Source organism: Pseudomonas guariconensis, from assembly GCF_040822035.1.
Classification (GTDB): domain Bacteria; phylum Pseudomonadota; class Gammaproteobacteria; order Pseudomonadales; family Pseudomonadaceae; genus Aquipseudomonas; species Aquipseudomonas guariconensis.
This window is the reverse complement of record NZ_CP162012.1, coordinates 4802579-4820669: the sequence shown is the minus strand read 5'-3', so window position 1 is coordinate 4820669 and position 18091 is coordinate 4802579. Positions and strand designations below refer to the sequence as shown.

The 18091-nt window shown below is 62.5% G+C and carries 18 protein-coding genes and 1 pseudogene; 10 read left to right on the top strand and 9 right to left on the bottom strand.

Features of this window, described 5'->3' with window-relative positions:
• Nucleotides 1-112 precede the first annotated feature (112 nt).
• The 3 genes from rpe (at nt 113) to trpE (ending at nt 3154) form a co-directional block, all read left to right on the top strand.
• Complete coding sequence (gene rpe, locus AB1N67_RS22455) at nt 113-787, top strand: ribulose-phosphate 3-epimerase (RefSeq protein WP_367863392.1); 675 nt, start codon at nt 113-115, stop codon at nt 785-787.
• Nucleotides 784-1602, top strand: coding sequence for a phosphoglycolate phosphatase (locus tag AB1N67_RS22450; RefSeq protein ID WP_043210424.1), 819 nt, complete (start codon nt 784-786; stop codon nt 1600-1602). The genes rpe and AB1N67_RS22450 overlap by 4 nt, the downstream gene beginning before the upstream one ends.
• A 70-nt stretch (nt 1603-1672) precedes the next feature.
• Complete coding sequence (trpE, locus tag AB1N67_RS22445; protein ID WP_043210427.1) at nt 1673-3154, top strand: anthranilate synthase component I; 1482 nt, start codon at nt 1673-1675, stop codon at nt 3152-3154.
• Nucleotides 3155-3347: 193 nt separating this feature from the next.
• Here the strand turns inward: trpE and estP are convergent.
• Nucleotides 3348-5199 (bottom strand): annotated as a pseudogene (gene estP, locus AB1N67_RS22440) (esterase EstP).
• Nucleotides 5200-5574: 375 nt separating this feature from the next.
• Between estP and AB1N67_RS22435 the strand changes: the two are divergent.
• The 4 genes from AB1N67_RS22435 to AB1N67_RS22420 all read left to right on the top strand — a co-directional run bounded on the left by AB1N67_RS22435 (nt 5575) and on the right by AB1N67_RS22420 (nt 8893).
• Nucleotides 5575-6168: an aminodeoxychorismate/anthranilate synthase component II gene (locus AB1N67_RS22435; RefSeq protein ID WP_367863391.1), complete on the top strand. Its 594-nt coding sequence runs from the start codon at nt 5575-5577 to the stop codon at nt 6166-6168.
• A gap of 9 nt (nt 6169-6177) precedes the next feature.
• Nucleotides 6178-7227, top strand: a complete 1050-nt coding sequence (gene trpD / locus AB1N67_RS22430; protein WP_070571925.1) for an anthranilate phosphoribosyltransferase — start codon at nt 6178-6180, stop codon at nt 7225-7227.
• The gene (gene trpC, locus AB1N67_RS22425) at nt 7224-8060 is read left to right on the top strand and encodes an indole-3-glycerol phosphate synthase TrpC (protein ID WP_043210439.1); all 837 of its coding nucleotides are present in this window, start codon (nt 7224-7226) and stop codon (nt 8058-8060) included. The genes trpD and trpC overlap by 4 nt, the downstream gene beginning before the upstream one ends.
• A gap of 128 nt (nt 8061-8188) precedes the next feature.
• On the top strand, nt 8189-8893 hold the full coding sequence (locus AB1N67_RS22420) for a lipoate--protein ligase family protein (protein WP_090346190.1): 705 nt from the start codon (nt 8189-8191) through the stop codon (nt 8891-8893).
• On the opposite strand, the gene crp is transcribed toward AB1N67_RS22420, so the two are convergent.
• Nucleotides 8890-9534, bottom strand: a complete 645-nt coding sequence (crp, locus tag AB1N67_RS22415) for a cAMP-activated global transcriptional regulator CRP (protein ID WP_367863390.1) — start codon at nt 9532-9534, stop codon at nt 8890-8892. The two genes, AB1N67_RS22420 and crp, sit on opposite strands and share 4 nt — an antisense overlap.
• 190 nt (nt 9535-9724) lie before the next feature.
• On the opposite strand from crp, the gene AB1N67_RS22410 reads away from it, so the two are divergent.
• Nucleotides 9725-10147 carry an OsmC family protein gene (locus AB1N67_RS22410; RefSeq protein WP_028689009.1) on the top strand — a complete coding sequence of 141 codons (423 nt, stop codon included), beginning with the start codon at nt 9725-9727 and terminating at the stop codon, nt 10145-10147.
• 37 nt (nt 10148-10184) lie between these two features.
• On the opposite strand, the gene AB1N67_RS22405 is transcribed toward AB1N67_RS22410, so the two are convergent.
• The 5 genes from AB1N67_RS22405 to hemJ form a co-directional block, all read right to left on the bottom strand.
• Nucleotides 10185-11225 carry a DUF2157 domain-containing protein gene (locus AB1N67_RS22405; RefSeq protein WP_367863389.1) on the bottom strand — a complete coding sequence of 347 codons (1041 nt, stop codon included), beginning with the start codon at nt 11223-11225 and terminating at the stop codon, nt 10185-10187.
• 11 nt (nt 11226-11236) lie between these two features.
• A complete protein-coding gene (coq7, locus tag AB1N67_RS22400; protein ID WP_043210450.1) occupies nt 11237-11884 on the bottom strand; it encodes a 2-polyprenyl-3-methyl-6-methoxy-1,4-benzoquinone monooxygenase in 648 nt (215 codons plus the stop codon).
• A gap of 65 nt (nt 11885-11949) precedes the next feature.
• Nucleotides 11950-12288, bottom strand: coding sequence for a histidine triad nucleotide-binding protein (locus AB1N67_RS22395; protein WP_009408519.1), 339 nt, complete (start codon nt 12286-12288; stop codon nt 11950-11952).
• 64 nt (nt 12289-12352) lie between these two features.
• Nucleotides 12353-13135 carry an SDR family oxidoreductase gene (locus AB1N67_RS22390; RefSeq protein ID WP_043210455.1) on the bottom strand — a complete coding sequence of 261 codons (783 nt, stop codon included), beginning with the start codon at nt 13133-13135 and terminating at the stop codon, nt 12353-12355.
• A 119-nt stretch (nt 13136-13254) separates the two neighbouring features.
• Nucleotides 13255-13680 carry a protoporphyrinogen oxidase HemJ gene (gene hemJ, locus AB1N67_RS22385; protein ID WP_043210459.1) on the bottom strand — a complete coding sequence of 142 codons (426 nt, stop codon included), beginning with the start codon at nt 13678-13680 and terminating at the stop codon, nt 13255-13257.
• 141 nt (nt 13681-13821) lie between these two features.
• Between hemJ and argC the strand changes: the two genes are divergently transcribed.
• Entirely contained in the window at nt 13822-14856 is a 1035-nt protein-coding gene (argC, locus tag AB1N67_RS22380; RefSeq protein ID WP_090346183.1) for an N-acetyl-gamma-glutamyl-phosphate reductase, read from the top strand.
• 166 nt (nt 14857-15022) lie between these two features.
• A complete protein-coding gene (erpA, locus tag AB1N67_RS22375) occupies nt 15023-15373 on the top strand; it encodes an iron-sulfur cluster insertion protein ErpA (RefSeq protein WP_043210464.1) in 351 nt (116 codons plus the stop codon).
• Between the two features lie 61 nt (nt 15374-15434).
• On the opposite strand, the gene AB1N67_RS22370 is transcribed toward erpA, so the two are convergent.
• Both AB1N67_RS22370 and AB1N67_RS22365 read right to left on the bottom strand, forming a co-directional pair.
• The gene (locus AB1N67_RS22370) at nt 15435-16526 is read right to left on the bottom strand and encodes an anhydro-N-acetylmuramic acid kinase (RefSeq protein ID WP_253131263.1); all 1092 of its coding nucleotides are present in this window, start codon (nt 16524-16526) and stop codon (nt 15435-15437) included.
• A 3-nt stretch (nt 16527-16529) separates the two neighbouring features.
• Nucleotides 16530-17960 (bottom strand): peptidoglycan DD-metalloendopeptidase family protein, encoded by a 1431-nt coding sequence (locus tag AB1N67_RS22365; RefSeq protein WP_090346178.1) that lies wholly within the window; start codon nt 17958-17960, stop codon nt 16530-16532.
• Nucleotides 17961-18091 lie beyond the last annotated feature (131 nt).

The window sequence follows — 18091 nt, the reverse complement described above, 5'->3', positions numbered from 1 at the left end:
GCGTTTGCACCGCATTGAAGCAACTGGTCGACACCCATTGATACCAATCAGCCTTCATTGGCTTGCCTGAGTTACAATGCGCGCCACCGTGATTTCTGCCAACAGGTGCGCCATGCAGCCCTACGCTATTGCCCCCTCCATCCTCTCCGCCGATTTTGCCCGTCTGGGCGAGGACGTCGACAAGGTGCTGGCCGCCGGGGCCGACATCGTTCACTTCGATGTGATGGACAACCACTACGTGCCCAACCTGACCATCGGCCCGATGGTCTGCAGCGCCCTGCGCAAGTACGGCGTGACCGCGCCGATCGACGTGCACCTGATGGTCAGCCCGGTCGATCGCATCATCGGCGACTTTATCGAGGCAGGCGCCACTTACATCACCTTCCATCCTGAAGCGTCCCAGCACATCGACCGCTCCCTGCAACTGATCCGCGATGGCGGCTGCAAGGCCGGCCTGGTGTTCAACCCGGCCACCAGCCTGGATGCCCTCAAATACGTACTGGACAAGGTCGACATGGTGCTCTTGATGAGCGTCAACCCAGGCTTCGGTGGCCAGAAGTTCATTCCTGGCACCCTCGACAAACTGCGCGAAGCCCGCGCGCTGATCGACGCCAGCGGCCGTGATATCCGCCTGGAGATCGACGGTGGCGTCAACGTCAACAATATCCGCGAAATCGCCGCCGCCGGTGCCGATACCTTCGTGGCCGGCTCGGCGATCTTCAATGCGCCGGACTACCAGGAAGTCATCGGTAAAATGCGCGCCGAACTGGCCCAGGCGCGCCCATGAGCGGCTTCGAGCAGCTGTTCCCGGGAGCGCTGCCAAGGCTGGTGATGTTCGATCTGGATGGCACGTTGATCGATTCGGTCCCTGACCTTGCCGCCGCCGTGGATCGCATGCTGCTCCAGATGGGGCGCCCACCCGCGGGCCTGGAGGCCGTACGCCACTGGGTCGGCAATGGCGCCCAGGTCCTGGTCCGTCGGGCCTTGGCCGGTGGCCTGGACCACGATGCCGTGGACGATGCGTTGGCCGAACAGGGCCTGGCCCTGTTCATGGAGGCCTATGGGCAAAGCCATGACCTGACGGTGATCTACCCCGGTGTACGCGACACCTTGCGCTGGCTGCGCAAGCGCGGCGTGGAAATGGCGCTGATCACCAACAAGCCCGAGCGCTTCGTCGGGCCACTGCTCGATCAGATGAAGATCGGTCGTTATTTCCGCTGGATCATCGGCGGCGACACCCTGCCTCAGAAAAAACCCGATCCGGCCGCGTTGCTGTTCGTCATGAAGATGGCCGGCGTGCGCCCCGAGCAGGCATTGTTCGTGGGCGACTCGCGCAGCGATGTGCTGGCGGCCAAGGCGGCGGGCGTCAAGTGTGTAGGACTGAGCTATGGCTACAACCATGGCCGGCCGATCGACGAGGAGTCGCCCAGCCTGGTCATCGACGATCTGCGTGCCTTGCTGCCAGGTTGCTTAGTCCCGGCCACTGGGATAACGTTGGCGGACCTTCAAGCCTCACAAGACAGAGAGTCCACCGTGGCGGTCATCGGCAAATTCTGGATGAAAGTCATCAAGGCCCTGGCCCGCTGGCGCTGGCGCGCCTGACTTCTGCCCGCCGGCGCCTGCCGGCCCGTCCGCTTGCCCGACCCCATTGCCGCTTGCCACGAGGCTACCCATGACCCGCGAAGAATTCCTGCGCCTGGCCGCTGCCGGCTACAACCGCATTCCCCTGGCCTGCGAAACCCTGGCTGACTTCGACACGCCGCTGTCGATCTACCTGAAGCTTGCCGACCAACCCAACTCCTATTTGCTCGAGTCCGTTCAGGGCGGCGAGAAGTGGGGGCGATATTCGATGATCGGCCTGCCATCGCGCACCGTGCTGCGTGTGCATGGCTACCACGCGAGCGTCCTGCAGGACGGCGTGCAGGTGGAAAGCCATGACGTAGAGGACCCTTTGGCGTTCGTCGAGACCTTCAAGGATCGCTACAAGGTCGCTGACATCCCGGGCCTGCCACGCTTCAACGGTGGTCTGGTCGGTTACTTCGGCTATGACTGCGTGCGTTACGTGGAAAAGCGCCTGGGTGCCTGCCCGAACCCGGACCCGCTGGGTGTACCGGACATCCTGCTGATGGTCTCCGATGCCGTGGTGGTGTTCGATAACCTCGCGGGCAAGATGCACGCGATCGTGCTGGTGGACCCGGCCGAGGAACAGGCTTACGAGCAAGGCCAGGCGCGGCTGCAGGAGCTGCTGGCCAAGCTGCGCGAGCCGATCACCCCGCGTCGCGGCCTGGACCTGAGCGGCCCGCTCGCCGCCGAGCCCGCATTCCGCTCCAGCTATACCCGCGAGGACTACGAGAACGCGGTCGGGCGCATCAAGGAATACATCCTGGCCGGTGATTGCATGCAGGTGGTGCCGTCCCAGCGTATGTCCATCGACTTCAAGGCCGCGCCGATCGACCTGTACCGAGCGCTTCGCTGCTTCAACCCGACGCCTTACATGTATTTCTTCAACTTCGGTGACTTCCATGTAGTGGGCAGCTCGCCAGAAGTGCTGGTGCGTGTCGAGGACAATCTGGTCACCGTGCGACCGATCGCCGGAACCCGTCCACGCGGCGCCACCGAAGAAGCCGACCGGGCACTGGAAGACGATCTGCTGTCCGATGATAAGGAAATCGCCGAGCACCTGATGCTCATCGACCTGGGTCGCAACGATGTGGGCCGGGTATCGTCCACCGGCAGCGTGCGCCTGACCGAGAAAATGGTTATCGAGCGCTACTCCAACGTCATGCACATCGTCTCCAACGTCACAGGCCAACTGCGTGAAGGCCTGACCGCGATGGACGCGCTTCGCGCGATCCTGCCGGCTGGCACCCTGTCGGGCGCCCCAAAGATCCGTGCCATGGAAATCATCGACGAGCTGGAACCGGTCAAGCGTGGCGTCTATGGCGGCGCCGTGGGCTACCTTGCCTGGAATGGCAACATGGACACCGCTATCGCCATCCGCACCGCGGTGATCAAGGACGGCGAGCTGCATGTGCAGGCTGGTGGCGGCATCGTCGCTGACTCGGTACCGGCGCTTGAGTGGGAAGAAACCATCAACAAGCGTCGGGCCATGTTCCGCGCGGTGGCCTTGGCGGAGCAGACGCCACAAGCCTGACGGGCAGTAGATGAGTGAACGGCGCCCTGGTGGCGCCGTTCTTCTTTGGAGGGCCTGTGCGGAGCCTGTTGCGACAGCGGCGCTCAGGCCTGTTTCGCGGGTTCTCGAGTGCTTTTGACGAGTCCGCTGTCCTGCAGGAGCGGGATTACCCACAAAACAGGCAACGGGATCTGCCGCAGGGCGCCAGTTCCGTTCAAAAGTCCAAGCTCAGCGCCAGGCCGACGCCTTGCTGGGTCAGCGCATCGCTCTTGCGCCAATTGTAGTTGCTCCGCAGGTGCACACCGGGCACCAGTTCATGGGTCAGCCCCAGGCTGGCACGGGTCAGGTTGCTGTCCGGCGTGTAGCCGGTGAGTGTGAAGTCATGGGCTGGCAGGCTGGTGAGGTGCAGGCTCAGGTCTTGGCGGTCGTCTTCGAATTCGTGCTCTCGGGCGATTTCGACAAATAACCGGGTACCTGCCGCAAACTGATAGCCACCTTGCAGGCCTATCCCCAGACGCCGCGAGCTGCGTTCCTGGTCATCGTAGGTCAGGGCTGTGGAGCGCCCGCTCTTTTCCTCGTAACCGTCGACCTTGACCCGGGCATAGTCGGCGCTGAGGAAGGGCGACAGCTGCCAGACACTGTGCTCGCTCGCCAGGTTGTAACCCAGCCGGCCGGTCGCCATCCGTGTCGCCTTTCTCGCTGCGCTCCCCCACGCCGAGCGTGAAGGTACGCTTGAGGTCGTGATAGTCCAGGTGCCCTGCGGTCAATGCCGCGTCGGCCCACCAGCGGTGCTGGCGATATTGGGCAAAGACCGTGGCGAGATAGCTGTCGAGCTTGTAGTCCGAGTCGTATTCTCCGACCTCGAGCTTCTGCCGGTTCACGCCAGCCGCCAAGCCGATGCGCCACGCGTCGTCGAGGCGGTAGCTGCCGCCCAGGGTCAGGTTGTAACCGCGTCCATCTGCGCTGGCGGCACCGCGCTGGTCGTCGAAGTCGAGGTCCTGAGCGCCCGTGGCGACAAAGGGCTGCCATTGGCCAACGGCCTGCCAGGGTGTCTGCCATTGGTTGCGCAGCTCGTCCTGATGGGCCCGTAGGTTGCCGTGGGCCATTTCCGGCAGTAGCGTCAGCTCCCAGGGTGCAGCAAGGATCGAATAGCCGTAGTCGGCGATCAGTTTCTGACCGGCGATGGTCGGATGCACCGAATCGTTGAACAGCAGTTTGGTGGGATCCGGTGTGATGCCGTTGGCCCCGTACACCGGGTTACCCACGCAGCCTTCGCCGCTGTAGCAGGTGCCGACCAGGTTCTGGCCGGTGGCCAGCCCGAAGTCGGCTGGATTCGCCAAGGCCTCCTGAAGCAGGGCTGGAATGTTCAGAGGGATGATCTGTGCGTCGATCTGGCCGAGCTGGTTCAGCAATGATTGATTGAACACGCCAGACAATTGCGACAGCGGGCCTTCCAATGGCGTGCCGCTGTAGTTGGGTGTCTGCCCCAGATCCGGCAACAGCCAGACCATGATGTAGCGCGCACCACCCTGTTGCAGGGCCTGCGCACTGGCTGCCAGGCGCGCGCCGGCGGCAGCGGCGTCGCCCGGGGTATTGACCAGCCCTTGAAGGAAGTCGTTGCCGCCGCCGGTCAGGTAGTACAAAGCGTTAGGGGCGGCGCGCAAACCATTGGCCAGGTAGCCGTCACGCTCGCGCAGCACCGTACCCGCACCCGGACGTCCCGGCGGGATGATGGTGCGTGAGGTCTCGGTGATCGAGTCGAGTATCTGCTGCGTTGTGTAGCCTCCGACCGCCCAGTTGTTGCCGTCGGGGCGGGTGCCGATGGAAGTGGAGGGGTTGAGCTCGTCGGTGGGTACACCCAGCCGGTTCCCCAGGATCATCGGCGTGACCGGTGCATAGCTGCCATCGGCATTGCGGTTGGTGAAGCGCAGCCCGAACTGTCCGGCATCGCTGAGGCTGTCGCCAAACACGATGAGCGAGGAGTAGGGCGAGGGCGCTGCCATGGCCTGGCTGCAGGAAAGGGCCAGAAGCCCCATCAGGGGACGAATGAAGCGTGTTTTGCGCATTGGAGAAGGTCCTTTTCTTTATTTTTGTCGGAACAGCCCGATTGACCTTAACAAAGCTGAGGGAATTCGATCCAAGTGGATTCGTTTCTCCGTATTTACGGGCATATTGCACCCGCCGGCCCGGTAGGCTACTGTGCCGTGACGTACAAGCGAGACCTACTTCTGTGTTGATCGTCAGCAAACTCTTGATGCGCGTTATCAAGGCCCACGCCCGTTGGCGTTGGCGCGCCTGACTTTATCTCCTGCCGGCCCGTCCGGCCCGCCCCCGTTTGCCTTCCAGTCGCTTCATCCACCGCTCGCTGCGGGACAGCCCGCGCTTGCACCGGCATTGGAAGGTTCGAATTCAAAGTCAGTAGATTCAAGAGGTTCAGCCCGATGTTACTGATGATCGACAACTACGACTCCTTTACCTACAACGTCGTCCAGTACCTGGGCGAGCTGGGCGCCGAGGTCAAGGTCATTCGCAACGATGAAATGACCATCGCCCAGATCGAAGCCCTCAAGCCCGAGCGCATCGTCGTCTCCCCTGGCCCTTGCACGCCGAGCGAGGCCGGGGTCTCCATCGAGGCCATCCTGCACTTCGCCGGCAAGCTGCCGATCCTCGGCGTCTGCTTGGGCCACCAGTCCATCGGTCAGGCCTTTCGCGGTGATGTGGTTCGCGCCCGCCAGGTGATGCACGGCAAGACCAGCCCGGTCCATCATCGCGACCTGGGCGTGTTCGCCGGCTTGAACAACCCGCTCACCGTGACCCGTTACCACTCGCTGGTGGTCAAGCGCGAAACCCTGCCCGAGTGCCTGGAAATCACTGCCTGGACGGCCCATGCCGATGGCTCGGTCGACGAGATCATGGGCCTGCGCCACAAGACGCTGAACATCGAAGGGGTGCAGTTCCACCCCGAGTCGATCCTCACCGAGCAGGGCCACGAACTGTTCGCCAACTTCCTCAAGCAGACCGGCGGCCATCGCTAAGGAGCGAACATGGATATCAAGAGCGCGTTGAGCCGTATCGTCGGCCACCTGGATCTGTCCACCGAAGAAATGCGCGCTGTCATGCGCCAGATCATGACGGGCCAGTGCAGTGAGGCGCAGATCGGTGCCTTCCTGATGGGCATGCGCATGAAGAGCGAGAGCATCGACGAGATCGTCGGTGCCGTATCGGTGATGCGTGAGCTGTGCAGCAAGGTAGAACTGCAAACCCTCGACGGTGTGGTCGACATCGTCGGCACCGGCGGCGATGGTGCCAATATTTTCAACGTGTCCACCGCGTCGGCGTTTGTCCTCGCGGCAGCGGGTTGCCCGGTGGCCAAGCATGGCAACCGCGCAGTATCCGGCAAAAGTGGCAGTGCCGACCTGCTGGAGGCCGCTGGAATCTACCTGAACCTGACGCCCGTGCAGGTCGCCCGCTGCATCGACAGCCTGGGGATCGGCTTCATGTTCGCCCAGACCCACCACAGCGCCATGAAGCATGCTGCCGGCCCGCGCCGTGATCTGGGGCTGCGCACCCTGTTCAACATGCTGGGCCCGCTTACGAATCCGGCCGGTGTGAAACACCAGGTGGTCGGGGTGTTCACCCAGGCCCTGTGCCGCCCGTTGGCCGAAGTGCTGCAACGCCTGGGCAGCAAGCATGTGCTGGTGGTGCACTCCAAGGACGGTCTGGATGAGTTCAGCCTGGCTGCACCGACCTTCGTGGCCGAACTGAAGAATGACCAGATCTCCGAATATTGGGTCGAGCCCGAAGACCTTGGCATGAAGAGCCAGAGCCTCCACGGTCTGGCTGTCGAAGGTCCGCAGGCCTCGCTGGAGCTGATCCGTGACGCCCTAGGCCGGCGCAAGACCGAGAATGGCCAGAAGGCCGCCGAGATGATCGTGCTCAATGCTGGCGCGGCGCTGTACGCCGCCGACCACGCCATGAGCCTCAAGAGCGGTGTAGAACTTGCCCATGACGTGCTGCACACAGGCCTTGCCTGGGAGAAGCTGCAAGAGTTGGGCGCTTTTACCGCGGTATTCAAGCAGGAGAACGAAGCATGAGCGTACCGACGGTGCTGGAGAAAATCCTTGCCCGCAAGGTCGAGGAAGTGGCCGAACGCAGTGCCCGCGTCGGCCTGGCCGAGCTGGAGCGAATGGCCAAGGCGGCCGACGCCCCGAGAGGCTTTGCCAACGCCATGCTCGCACAGGCCAAGCGCAAGCAGCCGGCAGTGATTGCCGAGATCAAGAAAGCCTCGCCCAGCAAAGGCGTGATCCGCGAGCATTTCGTTCCGGCCGACATCGCCGTCAGCTATGAAAAGGGCGGGGCGACCTGCCTTTCGGTACTGACCGATGTGGATTACTTCCAGGGCGGCGATGCCTACCTGCAGCAGGCCCGCGCGGCATGCAAGCTGCCGGTGATCCGCAAGGACTTTCTCATCGACCCTTACCAAGTGGTCGAGGCCCGGGCCCTGGGCGCCGATTGCGTCTTGCTGATCGTCGCCGCGCTGGATGACGTACGCATGGCTGAACTGGCTGCTACCGCCAAGTCTGTCGGGCTCGATGTTCTGGTCGAGGTGCACGACGCTGCTGAGCTGGAGCGCGCGTTGAACACCCTCGATACTCCGCTGGTCGGGGTCAACAACCGCAACCTGCATACTTTCGAGGTCAGCCTGGAGACCACGCTGGACCTGCTACCACGCATTCCGCGTGACCGCCTGGCGATTACCGAGAGCGGTATCCTCAACCGTGCCGATGTGGAGCTGATGGAAATCAACGAGGTCTATTCGTTCCTTGTCGGTGAGGCGTTCATGCGTGCCGAGCAGCCTGGGCTGGAGCTGCAGCGACTGTTCTTCCCCGAGCGCGCGGTGAAAACCGTGGTTCAGGAACTGGACTGATCGATCGAAGCCGGCGTTTGCCGGCTTTTTTGTATGCCTGCTCTTCGCAGCCTGAACGCAACGAAAATCCCATGGGAGCGGGTTTGCCCATGAAAGGGTTTGTGCAACCAACATCTTTAGGTGGATCAATGACCGAACGACCGCTGGCGCTGACCGTCGAACAAGGCCTGCACGCCGAGCAGGAGCTGCTGGCGGCGGTATGCCGTGGCGAGCGTGACGCGGGTGTGCTGTTCTGGCGCCCGACCGACCACGCCCTGGTGATGCCTCGACGCATGAGCCGCCTGGACAACTTCGAGGCCGCCTGCTCTGAGCTGGCCATTGCCGGGTGGCCTGTGCTCTTGCGCGAAACGGGCGGCGAGCCGGTGCCTCAGTCCCATTCGACAGTGAATGTGGCGTTGGTCTACGTTGCGCCGCGCAGTGAAGGAGATCACGGGCGCATCGAAAATGCCTATGAGCGCCTGTGCCTACCACTGTGCGATGTGCTGCGCGAGTGGGGCGGCGTGGCTTCGGTCGGCGAGATCGACGGCGCGTTCTGCGACGGTCGGTATAACGTCAATCTCAATGGTCGCAAGCTGGTCGGTACTGCCCAGCGCTGGCGCCAGGGCTTAGGCGGAAAGCGTGCGGTGGTGCTGGTGCACGGCGCGCTGTTACTGGACAACGAGCGAGAATCGATGGTCGCGGCGGTCAACCGCTTCAATGAATGCTGTGATCTGGAGCAGCGTTGCCGTGCCGACAGCCATATCGCTCTGCACGAAGTGGTGCCCGAGGCGCCGTGGTTCGAGCGCCTGAGTCAGGCCTACAATGAGGTGATCGCGGCGATCCCTCGCGACTAACGGGTGCCGTGGACCACCATGGTCTTGCCCTTGACCTGCACCAGGCTGCGCTCTTCAAGGTCCTTGAGCACGCGGCCGACCATCTCCCGTGAGCAGCCGACAATGCGGCCGATCTCCTGACGGGTGATCTTGATCTGCATGCCGTCCGGGTGGGTCATGGCATCGGGCTGCTTGCACAGGTCAAGCAGGCATCGGGCCACTCGGCCGGTGACATCGAAGAAAGCCAGGTCGCCCACCTTGCGGGTGGTATTTCGCAGGCGCTGGGCCATCTGGCTGCCCAGGGCGTAGAGGATGTCCGGGTCCTGGCGGGCCAGATCACGGAACTTGTCGTAGCTGATTTCAGCTACCTCGCACTCAGTCTTGGCGCGGACCCAGGCGCTGCGCTGCTGCTCTTGTCCTGCGGACTCGAACAAGCCCAGCTCACCGAAGAAATCCCCGCTATTGAGGTAGGCGATGATCATTTCATGGCCATCGTCATCCTCGATCAAGATAGTCACCGAACCCTTGATGATGAAGGACAACGTTTCAGCCCGGTCGCCTGCGCAGATGATGTTGCTTTTGGCGGCGTAACGGCGGCGCTGGCAGTGGGCGAGCAGCTTGTCGATATTCTTGATCTTGGCAGGTAGAGCGGAGGCAACCATCACGAAATCCTGTTCGGGGCGAGGCATTGCACTTTTTATAGGACGTTGGCGACGAGCGCCAGTCATTTGGCGTCAGCTTATCAGACACTGCCACTTGCAATGGCTTTAAAGGCGCTCGCATTGCGCTTTTCCGAGAGCGCCACAAAGACTAAGCTGACGACCTTTCTCAAGCATCTTGGAGTCCAGATACATGAAGGCACGCATCCAGTGGGCCGGTGAAGCGATGTTCCTCGGCGAATCGGGGAGCGGCCATGTCGTGGTCATGGATGGCCCGCCCGAGGCAGGCGGACGCAACCTGGGTGTACGCCCCATGGAAATGTTGCTGCTCGGCCTGGGCGGCTGCAGTAGCTTCGACGTGGTGAGCATCCTCAAGAAGTCCCGCCAGGCCGTGGAGAGCTGCGAGGCCTTCCTGGAAGCCGAGCGCGCCAGCGAAGACCCCAAGGTATTCACCAAGATCCACCTGAACTTCGTGGTCAAGGGGCGCGGGCTTAAGGAAGCTCAGGTCAAGCGCGCGGTGGAACTGTCGGCGGAGAAGTACTGCTCGGCCTCGATCATGCTCGATCGCGCTGGCGTGGAAATCACACACGGCTACGAGATCGTCGAGCTGGGTTGAATGACCGGTCGGGGCTGCTTTGCAGCCCCAAGCCTGTTCAGTTACGAAGTGCGGGCAGCGCTTGCTGCAACCATCTTGGCAGGTGTGCCCGTAGCGACTGGCTCAGTTGCTCACGCTTTTTCTGGTACAGCAAACCCAGCCCGATCACGCCCAGGCCGATCACGGTCAGCACCAGCGGGAAGAGCAGCGACTCGGCGAACACGTCATAGGAGAGGTAGCCCAGGTAGGCCGCCACGCCCATGGAACCAAAAACCATGAACACCGGCCGACGCAACAGTACCGCCAAGCCCATCAGGCCAAGATTGACCAGGCAATACAACGCCTTGCCCAGCTCGCTGCCGCTGTCCATCAGCGTCAGTCCGCCCCAGAATGCCGCCAGTCCCGCCAGATAGCCCCAGCCTGCGTAGTCCCGGCGGGTTCGCCCATCGATCACGATGAAGACCGCCAGTAGCGTCAGACCGAACCACAACGAGACCGTGCGACGCTGTTCCCAGCTGAACGGTGAACCGAAGAACCATTCGCTGAGGTCCATGGACATGAACCACAGGGCCACGGCCATCGGCATCACGATGAAGGGAAAGGGGACCAGGCGCAGCATCAACAAGCCCGCCACCACCGTGGCCGCCTCCATCAGTACCCAGCCGCCCTGTACGTAGGTGTAGTACTGGTGATACTCGCTCTGGGTATCGTCGAGTGGCCACCAACCGGCAAGGCGCTCGATGGCGAACACTGCCAAGGGCACGATGCTCACGGCGACTGCGGCCAGCACGCCAGCGGCAATGGGTTGCTTCCGGCTTTGCAGCCTAAGGGCGAGCAGCGTCAACAAGGCGATGTAGAGCGAGGAAACGCCCAGCAGCGCCGAATCGCCGATGCTCATCCAGGCTTCGGTGAGCAGCCAGCCCATGGCGCCCATGATCAGTAATGCGCCGAAGTAGAACGCCACATGGGCAAGCTGGAAAGTACCGCGGGTATGCGGTTGCTGGCGCAGGAAGGCTAACAAGGCCTGGTCCTGGCCCGGTTGAAGAACACCTGCGCCCACCGCGCGAGCCAGGTCCTTGGCGTCGAAACGTTCCGTCATGTTCGTGCCCTTCAGATGCGGTAGGTGCTTTTGGTCATCACCTTGGCCATCAGGCTCATGCCGAAGCGCACAGGGGCTGGGAAGCGGTAGCCGCCGGCTTCGAGTGCAGACTCGGCGTGCTGTTCTTCATCGACACGCATCTGTTCGAGAATGGCCCGGGACTTTTCATCCTCCTGGGGCAGTTGCTCAAGGTGCTCGTCCAGGTGCTTGCATACCTGGTGTTCGGTCGCTGCGACGAAGCCGAGACTGACCTTGTCGCTGACCAGGCCGGCAAGGGCGCCGATGCCGAAGGACATGCCATAGAACAGCGGGTTGAGCACGCTCGGGTGGCTGCCAAGCTGGCGGATGCGTTGCTCGCACCAAGCCAGGTGGTCGACTTCTTCTTCGGCGGCATGCTCCATGGCCTTGCGCACCTCAGGCAACTTGGCGGTCAAGGCTTGGCCTTGGTACAGCGCCTGGGCGCAGACTTCACCGGTATGGTTGATCCGCATCAGGCCGGCAATATGGCGGGTTTGGCTTTCGTCCAGTTCGGCATCGGGTTGGACGATGGCCGGGGATGGGCGGGCAGGTTGGCCGCTGAAGGGCAGCAAGGTGCGCATGGCAGTATCGGCCTGCAGCAACAAGCGGTCGAGCGGCGAGTAGTGACGTTCGGTAGCCATCGGGCACCTCCGCTAGAGTGTGCCCGACAGTTTACCGCAATCGGGAAGGGGACGGTTGCCCTGGATCAGCCCGGCGGCCAGTGCATCTGGCGCTGGCCGAGCACGTGCATGTGGATGTGGTAGACCGTCTGGCCGCCCAGCTCATTGCAGTTCATGACCACACGGAAGCCATCCTCGCAGCCGAGTTCCTTGGCCAGGCGCTGGGCCGTGAACAGGATATGGCCGGCCAGGCCTTTGTCTTCCTCGGTCAGGTCGTTGAGGGTGCGGATGGGCTTTTTCGGGATGACCAGAAAATGCACAGGTGCCTGCGGGGCGATATCGTGGAAGGCCAGAACCTGGTCGTCCTCGTAGATGATCTTCGCCGGGATCTCCCGGTTGATGATCTTGGTGAAGATAGTCTCCACAGCTCGTACTCCATGGTGAGTGTCCGGGCCGAGTGTACCCAGCACGACGACGCTCGCCCAGTGGCTATTCGACGCCGACCGGGCAGTAGCGCCGATGGATGACGCCGGCCAGCTTGCGCGTGAGCCAGCGTGGCATCAGGCGAGGCATCGCCGCCAGCCAGCGGTTGCGTCGTCCAGGCATGATCAGGGCGCGGTTCTTGTCCAGCGCGCGTACGGTATAGAGCGCCACTTCTTCCGGGCTCAGGCAGCGCGCGCTGTCGTCCAGCCGAGGGATGCGTCGGCGCGAGGATCGCACAGGCCCGGGGCACAGGACCGAGACTTTGATTCCGGTGCGCTTGAGCTCCTCGCGAAGCGCCTCGGAGAAACTCACCACATAGGCCTTGCTGGCTGCGTAGGTGGCCATCCACGGGCCGGGCGCGGCGCTGGCCAGGGCTGCGACATTGAGGATTTGTCCGCCTCCGTGCAAAGCCATCAGGTTGCCAATGGCATGACACAGGCGGCTCAGGGCGAGGACGTTGACCTCCAGCAGATCTTGTTCGTCGGCCCATTCATGGGCGAGAAACGGCCCATAGGTCCGCTGGCCGGCACAATTGACCAAAAGGTCGATGTGTCGCTCGCCTTCTTCGAGCTCCAGGACGAAGCCCGACAGGCGTAGGGGTTGGCTCAGGTCGCAAGCCCGGAACAGCACTTCGACGCCGAAGCGCTGGGTCAGCTCGATGGCGACCGGCTCCAGGGTCTCGCGGTGGCGTGCCACCAAGATCAGGTTGCGCCCACGCCGTGCCAGGGCTTCCGCCAGGGCAAGCCCTAGGCCGCTGGAAGCACCGGTAATCATGGCGTAACGGGTCATGCAAGGCTCCTGAGGCCGAAAAAGGGCGACTAGTGTACAGCGTGGCCGGAGAAGGTGTTGCCTTTTGCTACCGGCTCAGCCCCGAGCCTCAGGGCCTGCCAGCACATGATCCTTCGGGCTCAGAACGGCTTGACCACTACCAGGATCACGATGCCCAGCAGAAACAGCACCGGCACTTCGTTGAACCAGCGGTAGAACACATGCCCGCGAGTATTGGTGCCAGCAGCGAAGCGTTTGCGCTGGGCGCCGCACATATGGTGGTAGACGGTCAACAGCGCCACCAGGGTGAGCTTGGCGTGTAGCCAGCCCTGGCTCAGCCAGCCAGGATTGAGGTAGAGCATCCAGGCGCCGAAGACGTAAGTGGCGATCATCGCTGGGTTCATGATGCCGCGATACAGCTTGCGTTCCATGGTGACGAAGCGGTCCAGGCTGAGGCTGTCCTGACTTTGGGCGTGGTAGACGAACAGGCGCGGGAGGTAGAACAGCCCGGCGAACCAGCAGACCACGCTGACGATATGCAGGGCCTTGATCCATAGATAAAGCATGGGGGAGTTCCTTCAGGATTCACGGTCGTCAGATAGTAACGGTCAAGCGTCCAATGGGGCATCCGAAGAGTTGTTACAGAGGCCCCGCACCCCTATTATCGTGCGCTTTCCAGTGGGCTCGTTGAAGAAGGGGCAAGCGTTATGATCAAGGTCGGTATCGTTGGCGGCACGGGTTACACCGGTGTCGAACTGTTGCGCCTGCTGGCACAGCACCCACAGGCCGAGGTCGCTGTCATCACGTCGCGCTCCGAGGCGGGCGTCGCGGTCGCCGACATGTATCCGAACCTGCGCGGTCATTATGATGGCCTAGCCTTCAGCGTGCCGGACAGCAAGACCTTGGGCGCCTGTGACGTGGTGTTCTTCGCCACGCCCCATGGGGTTGCCCACGCACTGGCTGGCGAATTGCTGGCTGCCGGGACCAAGGTCATCGACCTGTCCGCGGATTTCCGTCTGCAGGATGCCGTGGAGTGGGGCAAGTGGTACGGCCAGCCCCATGGTGCGCCGGAACTGCTCAAGGATGCGGTGTATGGCCTGCCAGAGGTCAACCGCGAGAAGATCCGCCAGGCCCGCCTGATCGCAGTGCCCGGTTGCTATCCGACCGCCACTCAGCTGGGTTTCCTGCCGCTGCTGGAGGCAGGCCTGGCTGATCCATCGCGACTGATTGCGGACTGCAAGTCCGGGGTGAGCGGGGCGGGGCGTGGCGCAGCCGTAGGTTCACTGTTCTGTGAAGCAGGCGAAAGCATGAAGGCATACGCGGTCAAGGGCCATCGCCATCTGCCGGAGATCAGCCAGGGCCTGCGTCAAGCCGCTGGCAAGGAAGTCGGGCTGACCTTCGTGCCGCATCTCACGCCGATGATTCGCGGTATTCACGCGACCCTTTACGCGACCGTCGCCGACACTTCCGTCGATCTACAGGCGCTGTTCGAGAAGCGCTATGCCGATGAGCCGTTCGTCGATGTGATGCCGGCTGGTAGCCATCCTGAGACCCGCAGCGTACGTGGTGCCAATGTCTGCCGCATCGCTGTACATCGTCCTCAGGGGGGCGACCTGGTGGTGGTGCTGTCGGTGATCGACAACCTGGTCAAGGGCGCTTCCGGCCAGGCGGTACAGAACCTGAATATCCTGTTCGGTCTGGACGAGCGCATGGGGCTCTCCCATGCGGGTCTGCTGCCCTAAGCGCAGCGGTAAGCTGCAAGCCTCGAGCTACAAGTGAGCACGCCGGGATTGGCTTTCCGCTTGTAGCTTGTCACTTGCAGCTTTCGTATTGTTGACCAATTTTCTCGGAGAAGCGGATAATGCGCGTCATCGAGTTTTATGGCGACACTGCGCCGGGAGAGTCAACATGAGCGTCGAAACCTTCACCCCCACGGCTTTGGAATTTACCCAAGGTGCTGCGAACAAGGTGAAGACCCTGGTCAGCGAGGAAGGCAATGATCGCCTGAAGCTGCGTGTGTTCGTGACGGGCGGCGGTTGCTCTGGCTTCCAGTACGGCTTCACCTTCGATGAAGAAGTGGCCGAGGACGACACCATCGTCGAGCGCGAGGGTGTATCCCTGGTAGTGGACCCGATGAGCTTCCAATACCTGGCAGGCGCCGAGGTGGACTACCAAGAAGGCCTTGAAGGTTCGCGTTTCGTGATCAAGAACCCCAATGCCACCACCACCTGCGGTTGCGGTTCCTCGTTCTCGATCTGAGGCCGGGCCCTGCAACGAAAACGCCGCGCAATTGCGCGGCGTTTTGCGTTGTGCAGGTTCGTCAGGCTGGATAGATCGCCCCGAGAACGCGCAGCCCCCGGGCGGCGGTCACGCTGGGGCGGTTGGCCGGGATGCGTTCGAGGCAGCAATGGGCCAGCCATGCGAAGGCCATGGCTTCGACCCAGTCCGGGTCCACGCCATGGGCGGCTGTGCTGCTGACCTGGGCACAAGGCAGCAGCGCTGCCAGGCGACCCATCAATGCGCTATTGCGAGCACCACCACCACAGACTAGCAGGGCCTCGGTGCCTGATTGGGCGCCAAGCAGCGAGTCAATGATGCTGCGGGCGGTCAGTTCCAGCAGCGTGGCCTGTACATCTTCGTCCCGATAGGCTGGCAGCGCTGCCAGATGGGCGTCCAGCCAGGGAAGGTTGAACACTTCACGGCCGGTGCTCTTGGGGCCGCTGCTTGCAAAGAAGGGGTCCGCCAGAAGCTTGTCCAACAACGTATCGATGATCTGGCCGCTGGCGGCCCAGGCGCCATCGGCGTCATAGGTTTGGCCGCGCTTGCGTTCGATCCAGGCGTCCAGCAGCACGTTGCCTGGGCCGCAGTCGAAACCACGGACCGGTTGGTCTTGCTCGATCAGGCTGAGGTTGCTGAACCCGCCCACGTTCAGAATGGCCACGCGTTGCCCCAGGTGGCTGAACAGCGCCTCATGGAATGCAGGCACCAACGGGGCGCCTTGGCCTCCCGCGGCCACGTCACGACGGCGGAAATCACCGACAACGCAGATGCCCGTCAGCTCGGCCAGCAATGCCGGATTGCCAATCTGTACAGTGAATCCACGGGCCGGCTCGTGGCGGATGGTCTGACCGTGGCTGCCGATTGCACGGATGGCGCTGGCGCCCAGGCCTTGGCTTGCCAAGAGCTGTTTTATGCCTTCGGCGGCGAGGCTAGCCCAGCGGTTCTCCGCCAATGCGGCACGCGCGATCTCGTCAGGGCCGCTGGCACAGAGGGCAAGCAGCGCCTGACGAAGATCAGAAGGCATGGGGGTGTAGTGAGTGGCGAGCAGGTGGGTCTGCTCGCGTTGTTCGATCAGTGCGATGTCCAAACCATCTAGGCTGGTTCCGGACATCACACCCAGATAAAGCGCCATGGTTCAGCGCTTGTTGGCGGCGAGCAGGGTGGCCTTTTCCTGATCCATGCGGGCGATCAGGGGTTGGCTCTGCTGCAGGAAGCGCTGGCGCTCGGAGCGGGCAATCGGGTCGGCCATGGGCACCTTCTGGCTCAACGGGTCGACGTGAACGCCATTGACCTGAAACTCGTAGTGCAAGTGTGGACCCGTGGACAGGCCGGTGGTGCCGATGTAACCGATCACCTGGCCTTGCTTGACCGAGCTGCCGGTCTTGATGCCCTTGGCAAAGCCCTGCATGTGACCATAAAGGGTCTTGTAGGAGTTGCCGTGGGCGATGATCACGGTATTGCCATAGCCACCGCGGCGGCCTGCCAGAAGTACCTTGCCGTCGCCGGCGGCCTTGATCGGCGTGCCCCGTGGTGCGGCGTAGTCCACACCCTTGTGAGCGCGGATCTTGTTGAGGATCGGGTGCTTGCGGCCAGCGGAGAAGCGCGAGCTGATGCGGGCGTAATCCACCGGCGTACGGATGAAGGCTTTGCGCAGGCTGTTGCCGTCGGCGGTGTAGTAGCTGGTGTTGCCCTGCTTGTTGGTGTAGCGCACAGCGGTATAGGTCTTGCCGCGGTTGGTGAAGCGCGCGGACAGGATGTTGCCGGTGCCGACCACCTTGCCGTCCATGACCTTCTGCTCGTACACCACGTCGAATTCATCGCCAGGGCGGATGTCCTGGGCGAAGTCGATGTCGTAGCCAAGGACGCGGGCCATGTCCATGGTCATGCTGTGGGACAGGCCGGCGCGCTTGGCGGAAGCCGACAGCGAGCTTTTGATCACGCCATGGGCATAGGCAGTGCGCACCACCGGCTTGCTGATTTCCCGGTTGAAGCTGTAGCCCTTGGCTGTTTTGGTCAGGCGTATGGTCTCGAGGTTGCTGATCTTGCTGTGCAGGCTGGCCAGTTGGCCGTCTTCGTCGAGTTCGAACTGCAGGACCTGCCCATGCTTTAGCTGACTGAACTGCTTGGCCTGCTTGCCGCTTGCCAGGACGTCATGGACTACGTTGGCTGGCAAACCAACCTTGGCGAACAGTGTGGAGAGGGTATCGCCGCGCGCGACCGCGACTTCACGATGGCCGGGCAGCTTGGCCTCGGCGGTCTCCTTGGCTTTTTCCTCGGTAGCTGGCGCTTGTTGCTCAGCCTGCTTGGTGGGTGGTTCGCCCTCTTCGACTTGGGCAAAAGGAGAGCCTTCGTCGTTCTCGGCTTGAACCAGCGGGGCGGCCTTGGACTCGTCCTTCAACTGCTCGGCCGGCGTTTCCAGCTCCAGGCTGAGGGTGGTCTTCTTGGCTTCGACTTCGCTGGAGGGAAATACCAGCAAAGCCAGGCTGAGCAAGGCGGCAATGCCGCTGGCGGCCAACAAATGGCTTTTCGGATAAAGCGGGGGCGCTTTAGGCGTCTCGTTGGTCATAGGTGAGGTGACTTTGAAAAAGGTGAAATGGAAAAGATGAATGACATGATGAAGATGAAATAACTGTATAAAATATAACCAAATCCGGTTTCGCGCAAGGGCGCGTAGACGCCGCAATGCGTCATCCGGGT

Coding starts and splice junctions, on each gene's coding strand:
- argC (WP_090346183.1), top strand. CDS start 13,822: ATGATCAAGGTCGGTATCGTTGGCGGCACGGGTTACACCGGTGTCGAA.
- hemJ (WP_043210459.1), bottom strand. CDS start 13,680: ATGCTTTATCTATGGATCAAGGCCCTGCATATCGTCAGCGTGGTCTGC.
- AB1N67_RS22370 (WP_253131263.1), bottom strand. CDS start 16,526: ATGGCGCTTTATCTGGGTGTGATGTCCGGAACCAGCCTAGATGGTTTG.
- rpe (WP_367863392.1), top strand. CDS start 113: ATGCAGCCCTACGCTATTGCCCCCTCCATCCTCTCCGCCGATTTTGCC.
- trpD (WP_070571925.1), top strand. CDS start 6,178: ATGGATATCAAGAGCGCGTTGAGCCGTATCGTCGGCCACCTGGATCTG.
- AB1N67_RS22450 (WP_043210424.1), top strand. CDS start 784: ATGAGCGGCTTCGAGCAGCTGTTCCCGGGAGCGCTGCCAAGGCTGGTG.
- erpA (WP_043210464.1), top strand. CDS start 15,023: ATGAGCGTCGAAACCTTCACCCCCACGGCTTTGGAATTTACCCAAGGT.
- trpC (WP_043210439.1), top strand. CDS start 7,224: ATGAGCGTACCGACGGTGCTGGAGAAAATCCTTGCCCGCAAGGTCGAG.
- coq7 (WP_043210450.1), bottom strand. CDS start 11,884: ATGGCTACCGAACGTCACTACTCGCCGCTCGACCGCTTGTTGCTGCAG.
- AB1N67_RS22405 (WP_367863389.1), bottom strand. CDS start 11,225: ATGACGGAACGTTTCGACGCCAAGGACCTGGCTCGCGCGGTGGGCGCA.
- AB1N67_RS22390 (WP_043210455.1), bottom strand. CDS start 13,135: ATGACCCGTTACGCCATGATTACCGGTGCTTCCAGCGGCCTAGGGCTT.
- crp (WP_367863390.1), bottom strand. CDS start 9,534: ATGGTTGCCTCCGCTCTACCTGCCAAGATCAAGAATATCGACAAGCTG.
- AB1N67_RS22420 (WP_090346190.1), top strand. CDS start 8,189: ATGACCGAACGACCGCTGGCGCTGACCGTCGAACAAGGCCTGCACGCC.
- trpE (WP_043210427.1), top strand. CDS start 1,673: ATGACCCGCGAAGAATTCCTGCGCCTGGCCGCTGCCGGCTACAACCGC.
- AB1N67_RS22435 (WP_367863391.1), top strand. CDS start 5,575: ATGTTACTGATGATCGACAACTACGACTCCTTTACCTACAACGTCGTC.
- AB1N67_RS22365 (WP_090346178.1), bottom strand. CDS start 17,960: ATGACCAACGAGACGCCTAAAGCGCCCCCGCTTTATCCGAAAAGCCAT.
- AB1N67_RS22410 (WP_028689009.1), top strand. CDS start 9,725: ATGAAGGCACGCATCCAGTGGGCCGGTGAAGCGATGTTCCTCGGCGAA.